Below are 13,374 nucleotides of genomic sequence, written 5' to 3'. Positions count from 1 at the left end.
CCGCGATCCCCGCCCGTCCCGCCTTCTGCGTCCGGTAGTGTCAATGCACAGCCAACACGGCCTCACGCCGCGCCTGAAGCCGCTCTCCGCCCGGCGCTCGACCACCCTGTCGGTGCTCGATATCGGCACCAGCAAGGTCGTCTGCCTCATCGCCGAGCTGCAGCCGGCCGAGGCGCTCTCGACCCTGCGCGGCCGGACGCACCTCGCCCGCATCATCGGCATCGGCCACCAGCGCTCGCTGGGGCTGAAGGGTGGGGCGATCGTCGATCTCGCCGCCGCCGAGGGTGCGATCCGCCAGGCGGTCCACGCCGCCGAGCGGATGGCCAAAGTCGAGGTCCAGTCGGTCATCGTCAACATGTCGGGCGGCCGGCTCGCCTCGCAGCATTTCCAGGCCCGGGTGAACACCCGCTCCGGCACCGTCACCGGCAGCGATGTCGAGCGGGTGCTGGAGACGGCGAGCGCCCACGGCGTCAGCCCCGGCCGGGCCGTGCTTCATGCGCTGCCCACCGGCTACGCACTGGACGGGCAGGGCGCAGTGATCGATCCGTCGGGCATGATCGGGGAGGCCCTCGGGGTCGACCTGCATGTCGTGACGAGCGAGCTCGCCGCCGCCCGCAACGTCATGCTGGCGGTCGAGCATTGCCATCTCGGGGTCGAGGCGGTGATCGCGACGCCCTACGCCGCCGGGCTCTCGGCCCTGGTGGACGACGAGGCGGAGATGGGCGTGTGCGTCGTCGACATGGGCGGCGGCACGACCAGCGTCGGAGTGTTCTCGGGCGGCCACCTCGTCCACGTGGACGCGGTGGCGGTCGGCGGGCACCACGTCACCATGGATATCGCCCGGGGGCTCTCCACCCGCATGGCCGCGGCCGAGCGGCTGAAGACCCTCTACGGCTCGGCCCTCTCCACCCCGTCCGACGATCGCGACATGATCGCCGTGCACGGGGTCGGCGAGGACGAGGGCGAGGCCCCGGCCCACATCCCGCGCTCGCAGCTGGTGCGGATCATCAAGCCGCGGGTCGAGGAGGTGGTCGAACTGGTCCGCGACCGCCTGCGGGATGCCGGCTTTGCGGCCCAGGCCGGACGCCGGGTGGTGCTGACGGGGGGCGCCAGCCAGCTCGTCGGCCTGCCGGAGGTCGCCCGGCGCGTCCTCCAGGGTCAGGTCCGCATCGGCCGGCCGCTGGGGATCCGCGGCCTGCCCGAGGCGGCCAAGGGACCGGCCTTCTCGGCCGCCGTCGGCCTGCTGGTCTACCCGCAGGTGGCGCACGCCGAGCACTTCGAGCCGCGGGGGCACGGCGCCTTCGCGGCCACGGGATCGGACCGGTACATCAGCCGGGTCGGGCGCTGGCTCCGAGAGAGCTTCTAGAGTTTCACCGCCGCCTTCACGGGCGGGGGATCGAAAAAATATCGGCGCCGCAGCGCCGCACGGAAAGCAGAGTAAGCGAGAGGCTCGACACCATGGCCATTACCCTCCAGGCGCCGGACATCCGGGAACTCAAGCCCCGCATCACCGTCTTCGGTGTCGGCGGCGCAGGCGGCAACGCAGTCAACAACATGATCGAGTCGGGGCTGCTCGGCTGCGAGTTCGTGGTCGCCAACACCGACGCGCAGGCGCTCACCTCCTCGAAGGCGGAGCGGGTGATCCAGATGGGCCTGGGCGTGACCCAGGGCCTCGGCGCCGGCTCACACCCGGAGGTCGGCTCGGCCGCCGCCGACGAGGTGATCGACGAGATCCGGGACCAGCTCTCGGGCGCCCACATGTGCTTCATCACCGCCGGCATGGGCGGCGGCACCGGAACCGGCGCCGCGCCGGTCATCGCGCGGACTGCCCGCGACATGGGCATCCTCACGGTCGGCGTTGTCACCAAGCCGTTCCAGTTCGAGGGGGTGCGCCGCATGCGCACCGCGGAGAGCGGCATCCAGGAGTTGCAGGCCGCGGTCGACACCCTGATCGTGATCCCGAACCAGAACCTGTTCCGGGTCGCCAACGAGAAGACCACCTTCGCCGACGCCTTCGCGATGGCCGACCAGGTGCTCTACTCGGGCGTCGCCTGCATCACCGACCTGATGGTCAAGGAAGGCCTGATCAACCTCGACTTCGCCGACGTCCGGGCGATCATGCGCGGCATGGGCAAGGCCATGATGGGCACCGGCGAGGCGTCGGGCGAGAAGCGCGCCAACCGCGCCGCCGAGGCAGCTATCGCCAACCCGCTCCTCGACGACGTCTCCATGAAGGGCGCCCGCGGCCTGCTGATCTCGATCACCGGCGGCTCCGACCTGACCCTGTACGAGCTCGACGAGGCCGCCACCCGCATCCGCGAGGAGGTCGATCAGGACGCCAACATCATCCTGGGCGCCACCTTCGACGAGAGCCTCGACGGCATTATTCGGGTGTCTGTCGTCGCCACCGGCATCGAGCCGCTGCTGATCTCGGCCAACTCGCCGAACAACCCGGCGATCGCCGAGACCGAGCAGCGTATCGCCGAAGTCGCCGAGCGCCTGCGGGCCGAGGCCCGTGCCCGCGCGACCTCGCCGATTCCGAGCATCCGCACGGACTCGATCGCCCAGGCCCCCGTACAGCATCAGGCGCCGGCCGCCCCGCAGCCGGCTCCCGAGATGCGCGCCGAGACCCGCTTCGAGGCTCCCGCTCCGGTCGCCCGCGACGAGGTCGTCCTCGCCCCCCGTCCCAGCCGCGGGCCGCCGCGCCGTTCGTCCCGCCCCCGCCCAGCAGCAGGCCGAGCCGGCTCCGCAGTTCCAGGCCGGCCCGTTCGTCCCGCCGCGTCCGGCCGCCCCCGCGGCCGCGCCGCTCGCCCGCGCCCGCGCATGCCGCAGATCCACGAGCTGCCGCCGATCGCCCAGAACCAGATCCTGGCGAACCGGGCCGCCGAGGAAGCCGCACCGGAATCCAAGCGGACCTCGCTGCTGCGCCGCCTCGCCACCGTCGGCTTCGGCGGACGGCGCGAAGACATGGACGGCGTGCCTGCTCCCCGGGCCGCCGGCCCGGTGGCGCCGCAGCCCCACCAGGGTCAGCAGCATATGGCCCAGCCCCAGCTGGCGCAGCCCCAGCTGAACCAGCCCCAGCTGAACCAGCCCCACGTGCCGGCGGCCCCGCGCGCTCCGCTTCCGGCGGCGCCGCAATACCGGCCGGCCCAGGGCGGCCTCGATGCCCAGGGACGCGTTGCGCCCCAGTCCCGGATGATGGACGACGATCAGCTCGAGATCCCGGCCTTCCTCCGCCGTCAGGCGAACTGAACGCGCGAGGCGCGCGATGACGAAAGAGGGGCCGGCGGGAAACCGCTGGCCCTTCGCGCTGCAGCGAAGCAACCCTTGGTTGCGAAGAACAAGGACTGGGGTCTCCGCGGGGTTAACGATTGAGTCGCTATCCCCAGGTGCGTGATGCATACACGCCACAGAACGGCCACCGGTTAGCCACGCATTAACCAAGCTTTAAGCCTTTGTGCCATCAGCTTTTTAACCGCTCCCAACAGCAAGCGTGTCTGTAACAGAGCGTAAGAATCCGTGATTTGGCTGCCCTGTGCGGTGCAGCTATAGACACTTCCAGACCAATGAGACGCGCTCCGGGACACAACCTGATAGCGCGGGTAGGGGCTTCAAGCAGCGGACGGATCGGACAGTTTCCTCACCATCCCTGGTCGGGATGGCGGACCTGATCGCGGCCGGGGGCTAATGAATGCGAACGCATAAACAGACGACCCTGAAGGGGCCGGTAACGCTCTCGGGAGTCGGGGTCCATTCCGGGAACCCGGCCGAGATCACCATCCGCCCAGCTCCGGCCAATCACGGCATCGCGTTTCTTCGGACCAGCACCACCCACGGCAACGACCGCCTGATCAAGGCCCATCACGCCCTGGTCTCCGCCACCGAACTCTGCACCGTCATCGGTGACGTCGAGACCGGTGCCGTCGCCACCATCGAGCATCTGATGTCGGCCCTCTACGGACTGGGTGTCGACAACGCCCTGGTAGAGATCGACGGGCCGGAGATGCCGATCCTAGACGGTTCAGCCCTCCAATTCGTACAGGCCATCGACACGGCTGGGATCGCCTCCTGCGGCACCCCGCGCCGCTGGCTGAAGATCCTGCGCCACGTCCGCATCGAGACCGGCCGTGCCTTCGCCGAGCTGCGCCCGATCGACCGGGGCTTCCGCCTCGATGTGGAGATCGATTTCGACAGCCCGGTGATCGGCCGCTCGCGCAAGGCGATGGACCTGTCTCCCGCCACCTACCGCCGGGAGATCGCCGGCGCCCGCACCTTCGGGATGATGAAGGATGTGGAGCGCTACTGGAAGGCCGGGTTCGCGCTGGGCGCGTCGCTGGAGAACACCGTCGCGGTCGGCGAGACGGCGGTTGTCAATCCCGAGGGTCTGCGCTTTCCGGACGAGTTCGTCCGCCACAAGATCCTCGATGCGGTCGGCGACCTCGCGCTGGCCGGCCTGCCGATCCAGGGGGCCTACCGTTCCTATTGCGGCGGCCACCGGATGAATGTCGGGGTGCTCTCTGCCCTCTTCGCCGACCGGTCCAACTACGCCATCATCGAGGCGCAGGGCTCGCGCCGCGAAGCCGTCCTGTCGGAACTCGGCGTCGGCCTCGGCATCGCCGCCTTCGCGGGCGATCTCTGACCCCAAGTCTGTGACCTGCGGGACACAGCTGGCAACCGATACGGTCTGCCGCGGCCTTGCCGCTTTCGTGCCCGAATCAAGCGTCAGGGTTTAACGGTCCGTGAACGACGGGCACGGCCCGGTCGGGCCGGATCCATTCACGCGATGGCACGACGGCGCGGGAAGTGCGCCGGTCCCGGGAAAGAGCGCCAGATGCCTGTCACCATTCGTCATCGCCGGGCGGCTGCCTTCATGGCGCCCTTCGTGGCCGTTCTCGGCCTGGGCCTCGGCGGCTGCGACTTCGACCCGACCAACCTCTTCGCCGAAAAGTACAAGCCCGAAGTCGTGCCGGATGTCCCCGCGGACAAGCTCTACAGCGAAGGCTTGGCCAAGCTGGAGGACAGCGACTACGAGGGCGCGGTCAAGAAATTCGACAGTCTCGACAAGCAGTACCAGTATTCCGAGTGGTCCCGGAAGGCGCTGCTCATGACGGCCTACGCCAATTACGAGGGCCAGAAGTACGACGACGCGATCAGCGCGGCGAAGCGGTACCTGCAGCGCCACCCGGCCAGTAAGGATGCTGCCTACGCGCAGTATCTGATGGCGATGTCGAACTACAAGCAGATCCCGGACGTGACCCGCGACCAGGACCGCTCCGAGAAGGCGCTGGTCGCCCTGCAGGAGCTGGTCCAGAAGTACCCGACGTCCGAGTACTCGACCGATGCGCGCTCGAAGATCCAGATCACCCGCGACCAGCTCGCCGGCAAGGAGATGGAGGTCGGCCGTTATTACCTGGAGCGGCGCAACTTCCCGGCCGCGATCAACCGGTTCCGCGACGTCGTTGCCAAGTACCAGACCACCCGCCATGCGGAAGAGGCGCTGGAGCGCCTGACCGAGGCGTACTGGGCGCTCGGGATTACCCAGGAGGCGCAGAACTCCGCGGCGGTGCTGGGGCACAACTTCCCGGACAGCCCCTGGTACAAGGATGCGCACGCGCTCCTGGCCAAGGGCGGCCTCGAGCCCCGCGAGGAGAAGACCTCGTTCCTGTCCAAGATCTACCGGACCGTGACGGGCAAGACCGCCTCGGCCGAGTGACCGATCCGGCAGGCTTCGGCCTGCCGCCGGCGGGCTTCGGCTTGCCTCAAGACGCCCCAGGGCCCGGAGCCGCCGCTCCGGGCCTTTCTCGTCGGCGCGGCCCCGCGGCATCGCAATTGGGGCGCGACGCATTTTTGGGGTGAATCCGCGCCGCGGCGGCCTTATGTCTGCGGTCCCGCCCTCAGGAATCCCCGCCGCCGCATGCTGGCGCAGCTCGCGATCCGCGACATCGTTCTGATCGACAGGCTCGAACTGAATTTCCGGACAGGCCTCAGCGTCCTGACCGGGGAGACGGGTGCGGGCAAATCGATCCTGCTCGATGCCTTCGCCCTGGCCCTCGGCGGCCGCGGCGAAGGTCGACTCGTGCGCCATGGGGAGCCGCAGGGCGGCGTCACCGCGGTGTTCGATCTCCCCCTTGATCATCCGGCCCGCCGGATCGCGGCCGAGGCCGAGATCGACACCGAGGGCGACCTGATCCTGCGCCGGACCCAGATGGCCGACGGCCGTACCCGTGCCTTCGTCAACGACCAGCCGGTGGGCGTGCAGGTTCTACGGGCGATCGGCGCTGCGCTCGTGGAAATCCACGGCCAGCACGACGACCGCGCGCTGGCCGACCCGGCCTCCCACCGGGCGATCCTCGATGCCTTCGGGGGCCTCCAATCCCAGCTTGGCAAGGTTGCGACGGCCGCCAAGGCCGTGCGCACGGCGCGCTCGGAACTTGCCGAGCACCGGGCTCGCATCGAGGCGGCCCGCAAGGAGGCCGACTTCCTGCGCCACGCCGTGGAGGAACTCGCCACGTTGGCGCCCCAGCACGGCGAGGAGGCCCAGCTCGCCGAACGCCGCAGCGTCATGCAGCAATCGGAGAAGGTCGCCCGCGAGCTGAACGAGGCGCTCGACGCCGTCGGCGGACCGCATTCCGGCGTGCCGCACATATCGGCCGCCCTGCGCAAGCTGGAGCGCCGGGCCGGACAGCTCCCGGCCCTGATCGATCCCTGCGTCAACGCCCTAGACGCCGCCATGGTCGCCCTCGACGAGGCACGCGCGGTCCTGGACGCCGCTGTCACGGAAACCGAGTTCGACCCGCGCGACCTGGAGCGAGCGGAGGAGCGGCTCTTTGCGCTGCGTGCCGCCTCTCGGAAATACGACGTTCCAGCCGACGACCTCGCCGCCCTGGCGGAGCGCTACGCCGGCGAGGTTGCGAGCCTCGATGCCGGTGAGGCGGCCCTGGAGGGCCTGGAGCAAGCAAGGGCGAAGGCCGAATCGCAATACGCGGAGGCGGCCGAGAAGCTCAGTGCCGGGCGCCGCAAGGCGGCCAAGCACTTGGATGCGGCCGTGAAGGCCGAGTTGCCGCCGCTGAAGCTGGAACGCGCCCGGTTCATCACCGAGATCGTCACCGACCCGGAGGCGCGCGATCCCGCCGGCATCGACCGGGTCGAGTTCTGGGCGCAGACCAACCCCGGCACGAAACCCGGCCCGATGATGAAGGTCGCCTCCGGCGGCGAGTTGTCGCGTTTCATGCTCGCCCTGAAAGTCGTGCTCGCCGACAAGGGCTCCGCCCCGACCCTGATCTTCGACGAGATCGACACCGGGGTCGGGGGCGCGGTGGCCGACGCGATCGGCCTGCGCCTCGCCCGGCTCGCCGCCACCGTCCAGGTGGTGGCCGTGACCCACGCCCCCCAGGTCGCGGCCCGCGCGAGCACACATTTCCTGATCGCCAAGGCCCCCGTGAAGGGCGCCGGCCGGGTCGCGACCCGGGTGGCGAGCCTACCGGTGGCGGAGCGCCGCGAGGAGATCGCGCGGATGCTGGCCGGCGCCACGGTGACCGACGAGGCCCGTGCTGCGGCGGCCAAGCTTCTGCAAGGCGCGGATGCATGAACGCGCAACAACCTTAACCGTTAGTTGCGCGTAACGTTTTGTTAACCATTCCTGGCGAGACTGATCCCATCCCGGGACCGTGGTTCAGGAGCACGCGGTTGAAGGGCGGGAGGAAAACATGAAGCCGTCCATCGTCGCGTCCGAGGGGCGCGGGCATTCGGGTCGGGCCCTCAAGCAGGCGATCGACACGCACCAGCTCGGGCTGACGCTCCGCACGGTCTATGAAGGCAGCGTCGACACGCAGCCGATCACCGACACGCACGTGGAACTGCTCCTGCGCTTGCGTCAGAAGGAGCGGGAGCTGCGCCGGGTCGGCTGAAGCCGCGCCCCGACCGGACCCGTATTAGCCCGAACCAAGATTGCTTTCGCCCGGCGCTACCAGCGCCGCGAGCCGGGCCGCCGACGGTACTCCGCCGCCCGGATCTGCGTCAGAATCCTGTCGAGATCCACCAGAAGTTCGACCTCCTCGTGGCGCGCCTGAGCGATCGCCTCGGCGTCGGTGCCGTAGCGCTGACGGGCCTGAGCCAGGGTCAGCGCGCGCTCTACGGCCTCGCGGTCGGCGTGCAGGGCAAGCCATGCCGCATCGGGACCTTCCTGTGCGTCGGTCCCCTGATCATCCACGATCCGACTGCCTTCCTGGTCTCACGGGCAGCACCGCCGAGATGCCGCCACCGGGCTTGAACGCGCCAGCGCGCCAAACCGTGCCTTCGTCTCTGCGGCGCGATGTCATGCCGATGTCATCTCCCTGTCGTAACGCCCGGCCCATCGGGCGGCCGGCGCCGGGTCTCTTGGAAGACCGGCCGCACAGCTCTGCCGCGGGCATGGGCTTGCCGGCGGAGAGGCGCAGGCTCTCGCCCGACGGCAATGGAGATACCCTTGAGACCCTTTGCTTACGCGCTCGCCGTCGGCCTCGCCACGGTTCAGCTGGCGTCCGCGGCACTCGCTGCCGACATCACGGGAGCCGGTGCCACCTTCCCGTTCCCGGTCTACTCGAAGTGGGCCGAAGCCTACCGCAAGGAGACCGGCTCCGGACTGAATTACCAGTCCATCGGCTCCGGCGGCGGCATCAAGCAGATTCAGGCCAAGACCGTTGATTTCGGCGCCACCGACGCGCCACTCAAGGGCGAGCAGCTGGCCAAGGATGGCCTCGTCCAGTTCCCCACCGTGATGGGCGGTGTCGTGCCGGTGGTGAACATCGCCGGCCTCGAGCCCGGGAAGCTGAAGCTCACCGGCGACATCCTGGCGGACATCTACGCCGGCAAGATCTCCAAGTGGAGCGACCCGCGGATCGCGAAGCTCAACGACGGCGTGAAGCTCCCGGACGCCACCATCACCCCGGTCTACCGGTCGGACGCCTCGGGCACGACCAACATCTTCACCACCTACCTGTCCCAGGCGTCCGAGACCTGGAAGAAGGAATACGGCGCGGCCACGACGATCTCCTGGCCGGTCGGGCAGGGCGGCAAGGGCAACGAGGGCGTGACCGCCACCGTCAAGCAGGTGCCGAACGCCATCGGCTACGTCGAATCCGCCTACGCCAAGCAGAACAAGCTCGCTTACGCCCTGCTGCAGAACAAGGCCGGCAAGTATCCGCAGCCGGACGACAAGGCGTTCCAGGCCGCCGCCGCCAGCGCCGATTGGAAGTCGGCCCCGGGCTTCGGTATCTCGCTGACCAACCAGCCGGGCGACGATGCGTGGCCGATCACGGCGGCGACCTTCATCCTGGTCCACAAGGAATCGGCCGATGCAGCCAAGGCCGCAGATACGCTGAAGTTCTTCGATTGGGCCTATAAGAACGGCGATAAGCTCGCCTCAGACCTCGATTACGTGCCGCTGCCGGATAACGTCGTCGCTCTGATCCACGAAGAGTGGAAAACCGTGAAGGGCAAGGACGGTAAGCCCGTCTTCAACATGTGAGTGAGATGGGGAGGGGGTCGCGGCCCCCTCCCTCGCATCGCGGCCCGCACCGCGCTACCACGCCTCCCTTCGCAGAGAATCGCGGATGTCCGCTTTGACCGAGACGATTGCCCTCGCCCGACCTCGCGCCGCCGCCGCGCGCAAGGGACCGAGCCGGAACCTCGACACCCTGTTCCGGGTCTGCTCCTACGGCGCGGCCCTGTTCGTGCTCGTGGTGCTCGCCGGAATCCTGGGCTCGATCCTCTACGGCGGCTGGCCCGCCTTCCGGGAATTCGGGTTCGCCTTCCTGACCTCCAGCGCCTGGAACGTCGGGACGGAGCAGTACGGCTCCCTGGTCGCCGTCATCGGGACCGTGGCCTCCGCCACGCTGGCACTCCTGATCGGCGTCCCGGTCTCCCTGGGGATCGCCGTCTACCTTACGCAGCTCTGCCCAGGCTGGGCCCGCAAGCCAGTGGCGATGACCATCGAGCTGCTCGCCGCGGTGCCGAGCATCATCTACGGCATGTGGGGCCTGTTCGTGTTCGCGCCGCTCTTCGCGCGCTTCGTCCAGATCCCGGTATCGAACATCGTCGAGGGCCTGCCGATCGTCGGCACGCTGTTCTACGCCCGGGTCCCGTCCGGGGTCGGCGTGTTCACCGCCGGCATCATCCTGGCGATCATGATCGTGCCGTTCATCGCCTCGATCGCCCGCGACATGCTCGACCAGATCCCGACCGTTCTGCGCGAGAGCGCCTACGGCATCGGCTGCACGACCTGGGAGGTGGTCCGCCACGTGCTGGTGCCGCAGGCTTCCGTCTCGATCATCGGCGCGATCATGCTCGGCCTCGGCCGCGCCCTCGGCGAGACCATGGCGGTGACTTTCGTGATCGGCAACGCCAACCGCCTCTCGGCCTCGATCTTCGACCCGAGCTCGACCATCGCATCGCGCATCGCCAACGAGTTCAACGAGGCCGACGGTCTCCAGCTCAACGCCCTGATGGCCCTGGGCTGCATCCTCTTCATCATCACCTTCGTGGTGCTCATCATCGCCCGGCTGCTGACGCGCCGCGTCAAAGCTGCCTGAGGAGGGCTCTCGATGGACGCGTCCAACCCCATGGCCTTCAACACCGCCGCGCCGCGCCGCTCCGGACGGGTCCGCCCCAGCCGGCGGATCGCCGACCGCGTGCTGCGCACCGCCTGCCTGGTCGCCACGATCGTGGGCGCCGTGGTGCTCGGCTCGATCCTGCTGATGCTGATCATCCAGGGCGTGCAGGGCTTCACGCCCGCCATGTTCATGCACCCGACCCCGGGCCCCGGCTCCGAGGGCGGCGGCATCGCCAACGCGATCCTGGGTAGCCTGGTGCTCACCGGGATCGGGATCACGATCGCGACGCCGGTCGGCGTCATGGCCGGGACCTACCTGGCCGAGTACGGCCGGTTCTCGAAGATCGCCGGGCTGATCCGCTTCCTCAACGACATCCTGCTCTCGGCGCCGTCGATCCTGATCGGCCTGTTCGTCTACACCCTGATGGTGCGGCCGATGGGGACCTATTCGGGCTGGGCCGGCGGCGTGGCGCTCGCCATCATCGCCGTGCCGGTGATCGTACGCACCACCGAGGACATGATGCGCCTGGTGCCCGGCACCCTGCGCGAGGCCGGGGCCGCTCTCGGGGCCCCGCCCTCGACGGTGATCATCAGCGTCACCTGGCGGGCGGCCTCGGCCGGCATCGTCACGGGGATCATCCTGGCGCTGGCCCGCATCGCCGGCGAGACCGCGCCGCTCCTGTTCACCGCGCTCAACAACAATTCGTGGTTCTCGCCCGACCTCATGGGCGGCGTCGCGAACCTTCCGGTCATGATCTACCAGTTCGCCCTCTCACCCTATCCGAACTGGCAGAGCCTCGCCTGGGCCGGGGCGCTCCTCATCACCGCGACGATCCTGGTGCTGTCGATCATCGCCCGTCTCGTCATCAAGCCGCAGATGTCGCGCTAAGACCCTTCTCGAGGACACGACGATGAACGCCGCTTCCGCGATCCCCACGGTCGATCTCACCCGCAACCACGCCAACGAGGGCGGTGCGGTCCGGATCGCCGTGAAGGGTCTGAACTTCTACTACGGCAGCTTCCACGGGCTGAAGAACGTGGACATCAACTTCCACGACCGCCAGGTCACGGCCCTGATCGGGCCGTCCGGCTGCGGCAAGTCCACGCTGCTGCGCTGCTTCAACCGGATCTACAGCCTCTACCCGGAGCAGCGGGCCGAAGGTCAGATCATGCTCGACGGCGAGAACATCCTCGACCCGTCCGTCGACCTGAACGACCTGCGCTCGCGGATCGGCATGGTTTTCCAGAAGCCCACCCCGTTCCCGATGTCGATCTACGACAACGTGGCCTTCGGGCTGCGCCTCTACGAGAAGCTGCCGAAATCCGAACTCGACGGGCGGGTGGAGCAGTCCCTGCGCAAGGCCGCCCTCTGGGACGAGGTGAAGGACAAGCTGCGCCAGGCGGGCACCGGGCTCTCCGGCGGCCAGCAGCAGCGCCTGTGCATCGCCCGCACCGTGGCCCAGAGCCCGGAGGTGATCCTGTTCGACGAGCCGACCTCGGCGCTCGACCCGATCTCCACGGGCCGCATCGAGGAACTGATCGAGCAGCTGCGCGACGAGTTCACCATCGTGATCGTCACGCACAACATGCAGCAGGCTGCGCGCATCTCGCAGTTCACCGCCTTCATGTACCTGGGTGAATTGATCGAGTTCGGCCCCACCAACCGCATGTTCATGAACCCTGTGGAGCAGCGGACCCAGGATTACATCACCGGGCGGTTCGGTTAAGCCAATCGCGGAAGTTTCGCGGAAGAGTTGATGACCGGATCGGCACATGTTTGCGCGTCGATCTCAAGACGCGGAGCCGCGCCCGATCGGAATTCGACCGGGCGCTACTCCGAGGCATGTTGCGTTGACCTGGGAACATCGGCCTATTCCGGTTGTTTTTGTCGCGTTCCGAAATCTGCTCCGCTCCGCATCATGACGTGAACTATCCAAGGGACTGGGTACCGGGAAACGTACAACGGTATCCGTGATCGCAGCGGCGGGTTTCCGCCAGACCTCGCGGATCAAGGTTTGCGGGACGCCATCGAAGGATCCACCATGCCCGGCCATATCGTCAGTTCCTACGACACCGACCTGGATGACCTGCGTCGCTCGATTTCCGAGATGGGCGGCGTCGCCGAGAAGATGGCCGCCGAGGCGACCGATGCCCTCGTCCGCCGGGACGATACGCTCGCCCAGGCGGTGATCCTCGCCGACAAGCGCCTCGATGCGCTCCAGCGTGACATCGAAGAGCGGGCAGTGCTGCTCATCGCCCGGCGTCAGCCGCTGGCGATCGACCTGCGCGAGACCATCTCGGCAATCCGCGTGTCCGGCGATCTGGAGCGGATCGGCGACCTCGCCAAGAACGTCGCCAAGCGGGTCGTCGCGATCTCCGATCAGGCGCCTGCGCAGAAGATCGTGCTCGGCGTGCGCCACATGAGCGACCTCGCGGAAGCTCAGCTCAAGGATATCCTCGACGCCTATGCCAGCCGCGACATCAAGGCGGCCTACGATGTCTGGGAGCGGGATGGCGAGATCGATGCCCTGTACAATTCGCTGTTCCGCGAGCTCCTCACCTACATGATGGAGGATCCGCGCAACATCTCGTTCTGCACGCATCTGCTCTTCTGCGCGAAGAACGTCGAACGCATCGGCGACCACACCACCAATATCGCCGAGACGATCCATTACCTCGCCACCGGTGAGACGCTGGCGGGCGAGCGGCCGAAGAACGACGCGTCGAACTACGCGACGGTCGGGCCTGCCGCCACGGCCCCGTGACATGCGGTTCGCGGTTCCTCC

Annotated in this window: 12 protein-coding genes; 11 read left to right on the top strand and 1 reads right to left on the bottom strand. The window is 68.3% G+C overall.

Annotated elements, in window-relative coordinates; genetic code table 11:
• The first annotated feature begins 43 nt into the window (after positions 1-43).
• The 6 genes from ftsA to FVA80_RS12125 all read left to right on the top strand — a co-directional run bounded on the left by ftsA (position 44) and on the right by FVA80_RS12125 (position 7,907).
• Complete coding sequence (gene ftsA / locus FVA80_RS12150) at positions 44-1,366, top strand: cell division protein FtsA (protein ID WP_147897292.1); 1,323 nt, start codon at positions 44-46, stop codon at positions 1,364-1,366.
• Positions 1,367-1,458: 92 nt separating this feature from the next.
• A complete protein-coding gene (gene ftsZ / locus FVA80_RS12145; RefSeq protein ID WP_147957834.1) occupies positions 1,459-3,252 on the top strand; it encodes a cell division protein FtsZ in 1,794 nt (597 codons plus the stop codon).
• A 439-nt stretch (positions 3,253-3,691) separates the two neighbouring features.
• Positions 3,692-4,639, top strand: coding sequence for a UDP-3-O-acyl-N-acetylglucosamine deacetylase (gene lpxC / locus FVA80_RS12140; RefSeq protein ID WP_147854463.1), 948 nt, complete (start codon positions 3,692-3,694; stop codon positions 4,637-4,639).
• Positions 4,640-4,831: 192 nt separating this feature from the next.
• Positions 4,832-5,713: an outer membrane protein assembly factor BamD gene (locus tag FVA80_RS12135; RefSeq protein ID WP_147910065.1), complete on the top strand. Its 882-nt coding sequence runs from the start codon at positions 4,832-4,834 to the stop codon at positions 5,711-5,713.
• A gap of 201 nt (positions 5,714-5,914) precedes the next feature.
• Complete coding sequence (gene recN, locus FVA80_RS12130; protein WP_147910066.1) at positions 5,915-7,588, top strand: DNA repair protein RecN; 1,674 nt, start codon at positions 5,915-5,917, stop codon at positions 7,586-7,588.
• A gap of 118 nt (positions 7,589-7,706) precedes the next feature.
• Entirely contained in the window at positions 7,707-7,907 is a 201-nt protein-coding gene (locus FVA80_RS12125) for a hypothetical protein (protein ID WP_147910067.1), read from the top strand.
• A 56-nt stretch (positions 7,908-7,963) separates the two neighbouring features.
• On the opposite strand, the gene FVA80_RS12120 is transcribed toward FVA80_RS12125, so the two are convergent.
• Entirely contained in the window at positions 7,964-8,209 is a 246-nt protein-coding gene (locus tag FVA80_RS12120; RefSeq protein ID WP_147910068.1) for a hypothetical protein, read from the bottom strand.
• 255 nt (positions 8,210-8,464) lie between these two features.
• Between FVA80_RS12120 and pstS the strand changes: the two genes are divergently transcribed.
• From pstS to phoU, 5 genes are all read left to right on the top strand, one after another.
• Entirely contained in the window at positions 8,465-9,505 is a 1,041-nt protein-coding gene (pstS, locus tag FVA80_RS12115) for a phosphate ABC transporter substrate-binding protein PstS (RefSeq protein ID WP_147910069.1), read from the top strand.
• Positions 9,506-9,590: 85 nt separating this feature from the next.
• Positions 9,591-10,568 (top strand): phosphate ABC transporter permease subunit PstC, encoded by a 978-nt coding sequence (pstC, locus tag FVA80_RS12110; RefSeq protein WP_147910070.1) that lies wholly within the window; start codon positions 9,591-9,593, stop codon positions 10,566-10,568.
• 12 nt (positions 10,569-10,580) lie between these two features.
• Positions 10,581-11,477: a phosphate ABC transporter permease PstA gene (gene pstA, locus FVA80_RS12105; RefSeq protein WP_147910071.1), complete on the top strand. Its 897-nt coding sequence runs from the start codon at positions 10,581-10,583 to the stop codon at positions 11,475-11,477.
• 22 nt (positions 11,478-11,499) lie between these two features.
• Positions 11,500-12,315 (top strand): phosphate ABC transporter ATP-binding protein PstB, encoded by an 816-nt coding sequence (gene pstB, locus FVA80_RS12100; RefSeq protein ID WP_147910072.1) that lies wholly within the window; start codon positions 11,500-11,502, stop codon positions 12,313-12,315.
• A 315-nt stretch (positions 12,316-12,630) separates the two neighbouring features.
• Positions 12,631-13,353: a phosphate signaling complex protein PhoU gene (gene phoU / locus FVA80_RS12095; protein ID WP_147910073.1), complete on the top strand. Its 723-nt coding sequence runs from the start codon at positions 12,631-12,633 to the stop codon at positions 13,351-13,353.
• Positions 13,354-13,374 lie beyond the last annotated feature (21 nt).

The sequence above is a fragment of the Methylobacterium sp. WL1 genome, assembly GCF_008000895.1.
Lineage (GTDB): Bacteria > Pseudomonadota > Alphaproteobacteria > Rhizobiales > Beijerinckiaceae > Methylobacterium.
This window is presented reverse-complemented; position numbering and strand designations above follow the sequence as displayed.

Excerpts from the sequence above, each read along its gene's own strand:
- phoU (WP_147910073.1), top strand. The coding sequence starts at position 12,631 with ATGCCCGGCCATATCGTCAGTTCCTACGACACCGACCTGGATGACCTG.
- pstB (WP_147910072.1), top strand. The coding sequence starts at position 11,500 with ATGAACGCCGCTTCCGCGATCCCCACGGTCGATCTCACCCGCAACCAC.
- recN (WP_147910066.1), top strand. The coding sequence starts at position 5,915 with ATGCTGGCGCAGCTCGCGATCCGCGACATCGTTCTGATCGACAGGCTC.
- ftsA (WP_147897292.1), top strand. The coding sequence starts at position 44 with ATGCACAGCCAACACGGCCTCACGCCGCGCCTGAAGCCGCTCTCCGCC.
- FVA80_RS12125 (WP_147910067.1), top strand. The coding sequence starts at position 7,707 with ATGAAGCCGTCCATCGTCGCGTCCGAGGGGCGCGGGCATTCGGGTCGG.
- FVA80_RS12135 (WP_147910065.1), top strand. The coding sequence starts at position 4,832 with ATGCCTGTCACCATTCGTCATCGCCGGGCGGCTGCCTTCATGGCGCCC.
- ftsZ (WP_147957834.1), top strand. The coding sequence starts at position 1,459 with ATGGCCATTACCCTCCAGGCGCCGGACATCCGGGAACTCAAGCCCCGC.
- pstC (WP_147910070.1), top strand. The coding sequence starts at position 9,591 with ATGTCCGCTTTGACCGAGACGATTGCCCTCGCCCGACCTCGCGCCGCC.
- pstA (WP_147910071.1), top strand. The coding sequence starts at position 10,581 with ATGGACGCGTCCAACCCCATGGCCTTCAACACCGCCGCGCCGCGCCGC.
- lpxC (WP_147854463.1), top strand. The coding sequence starts at position 3,692 with ATGCGAACGCATAAACAGACGACCCTGAAGGGGCCGGTAACGCTCTCG.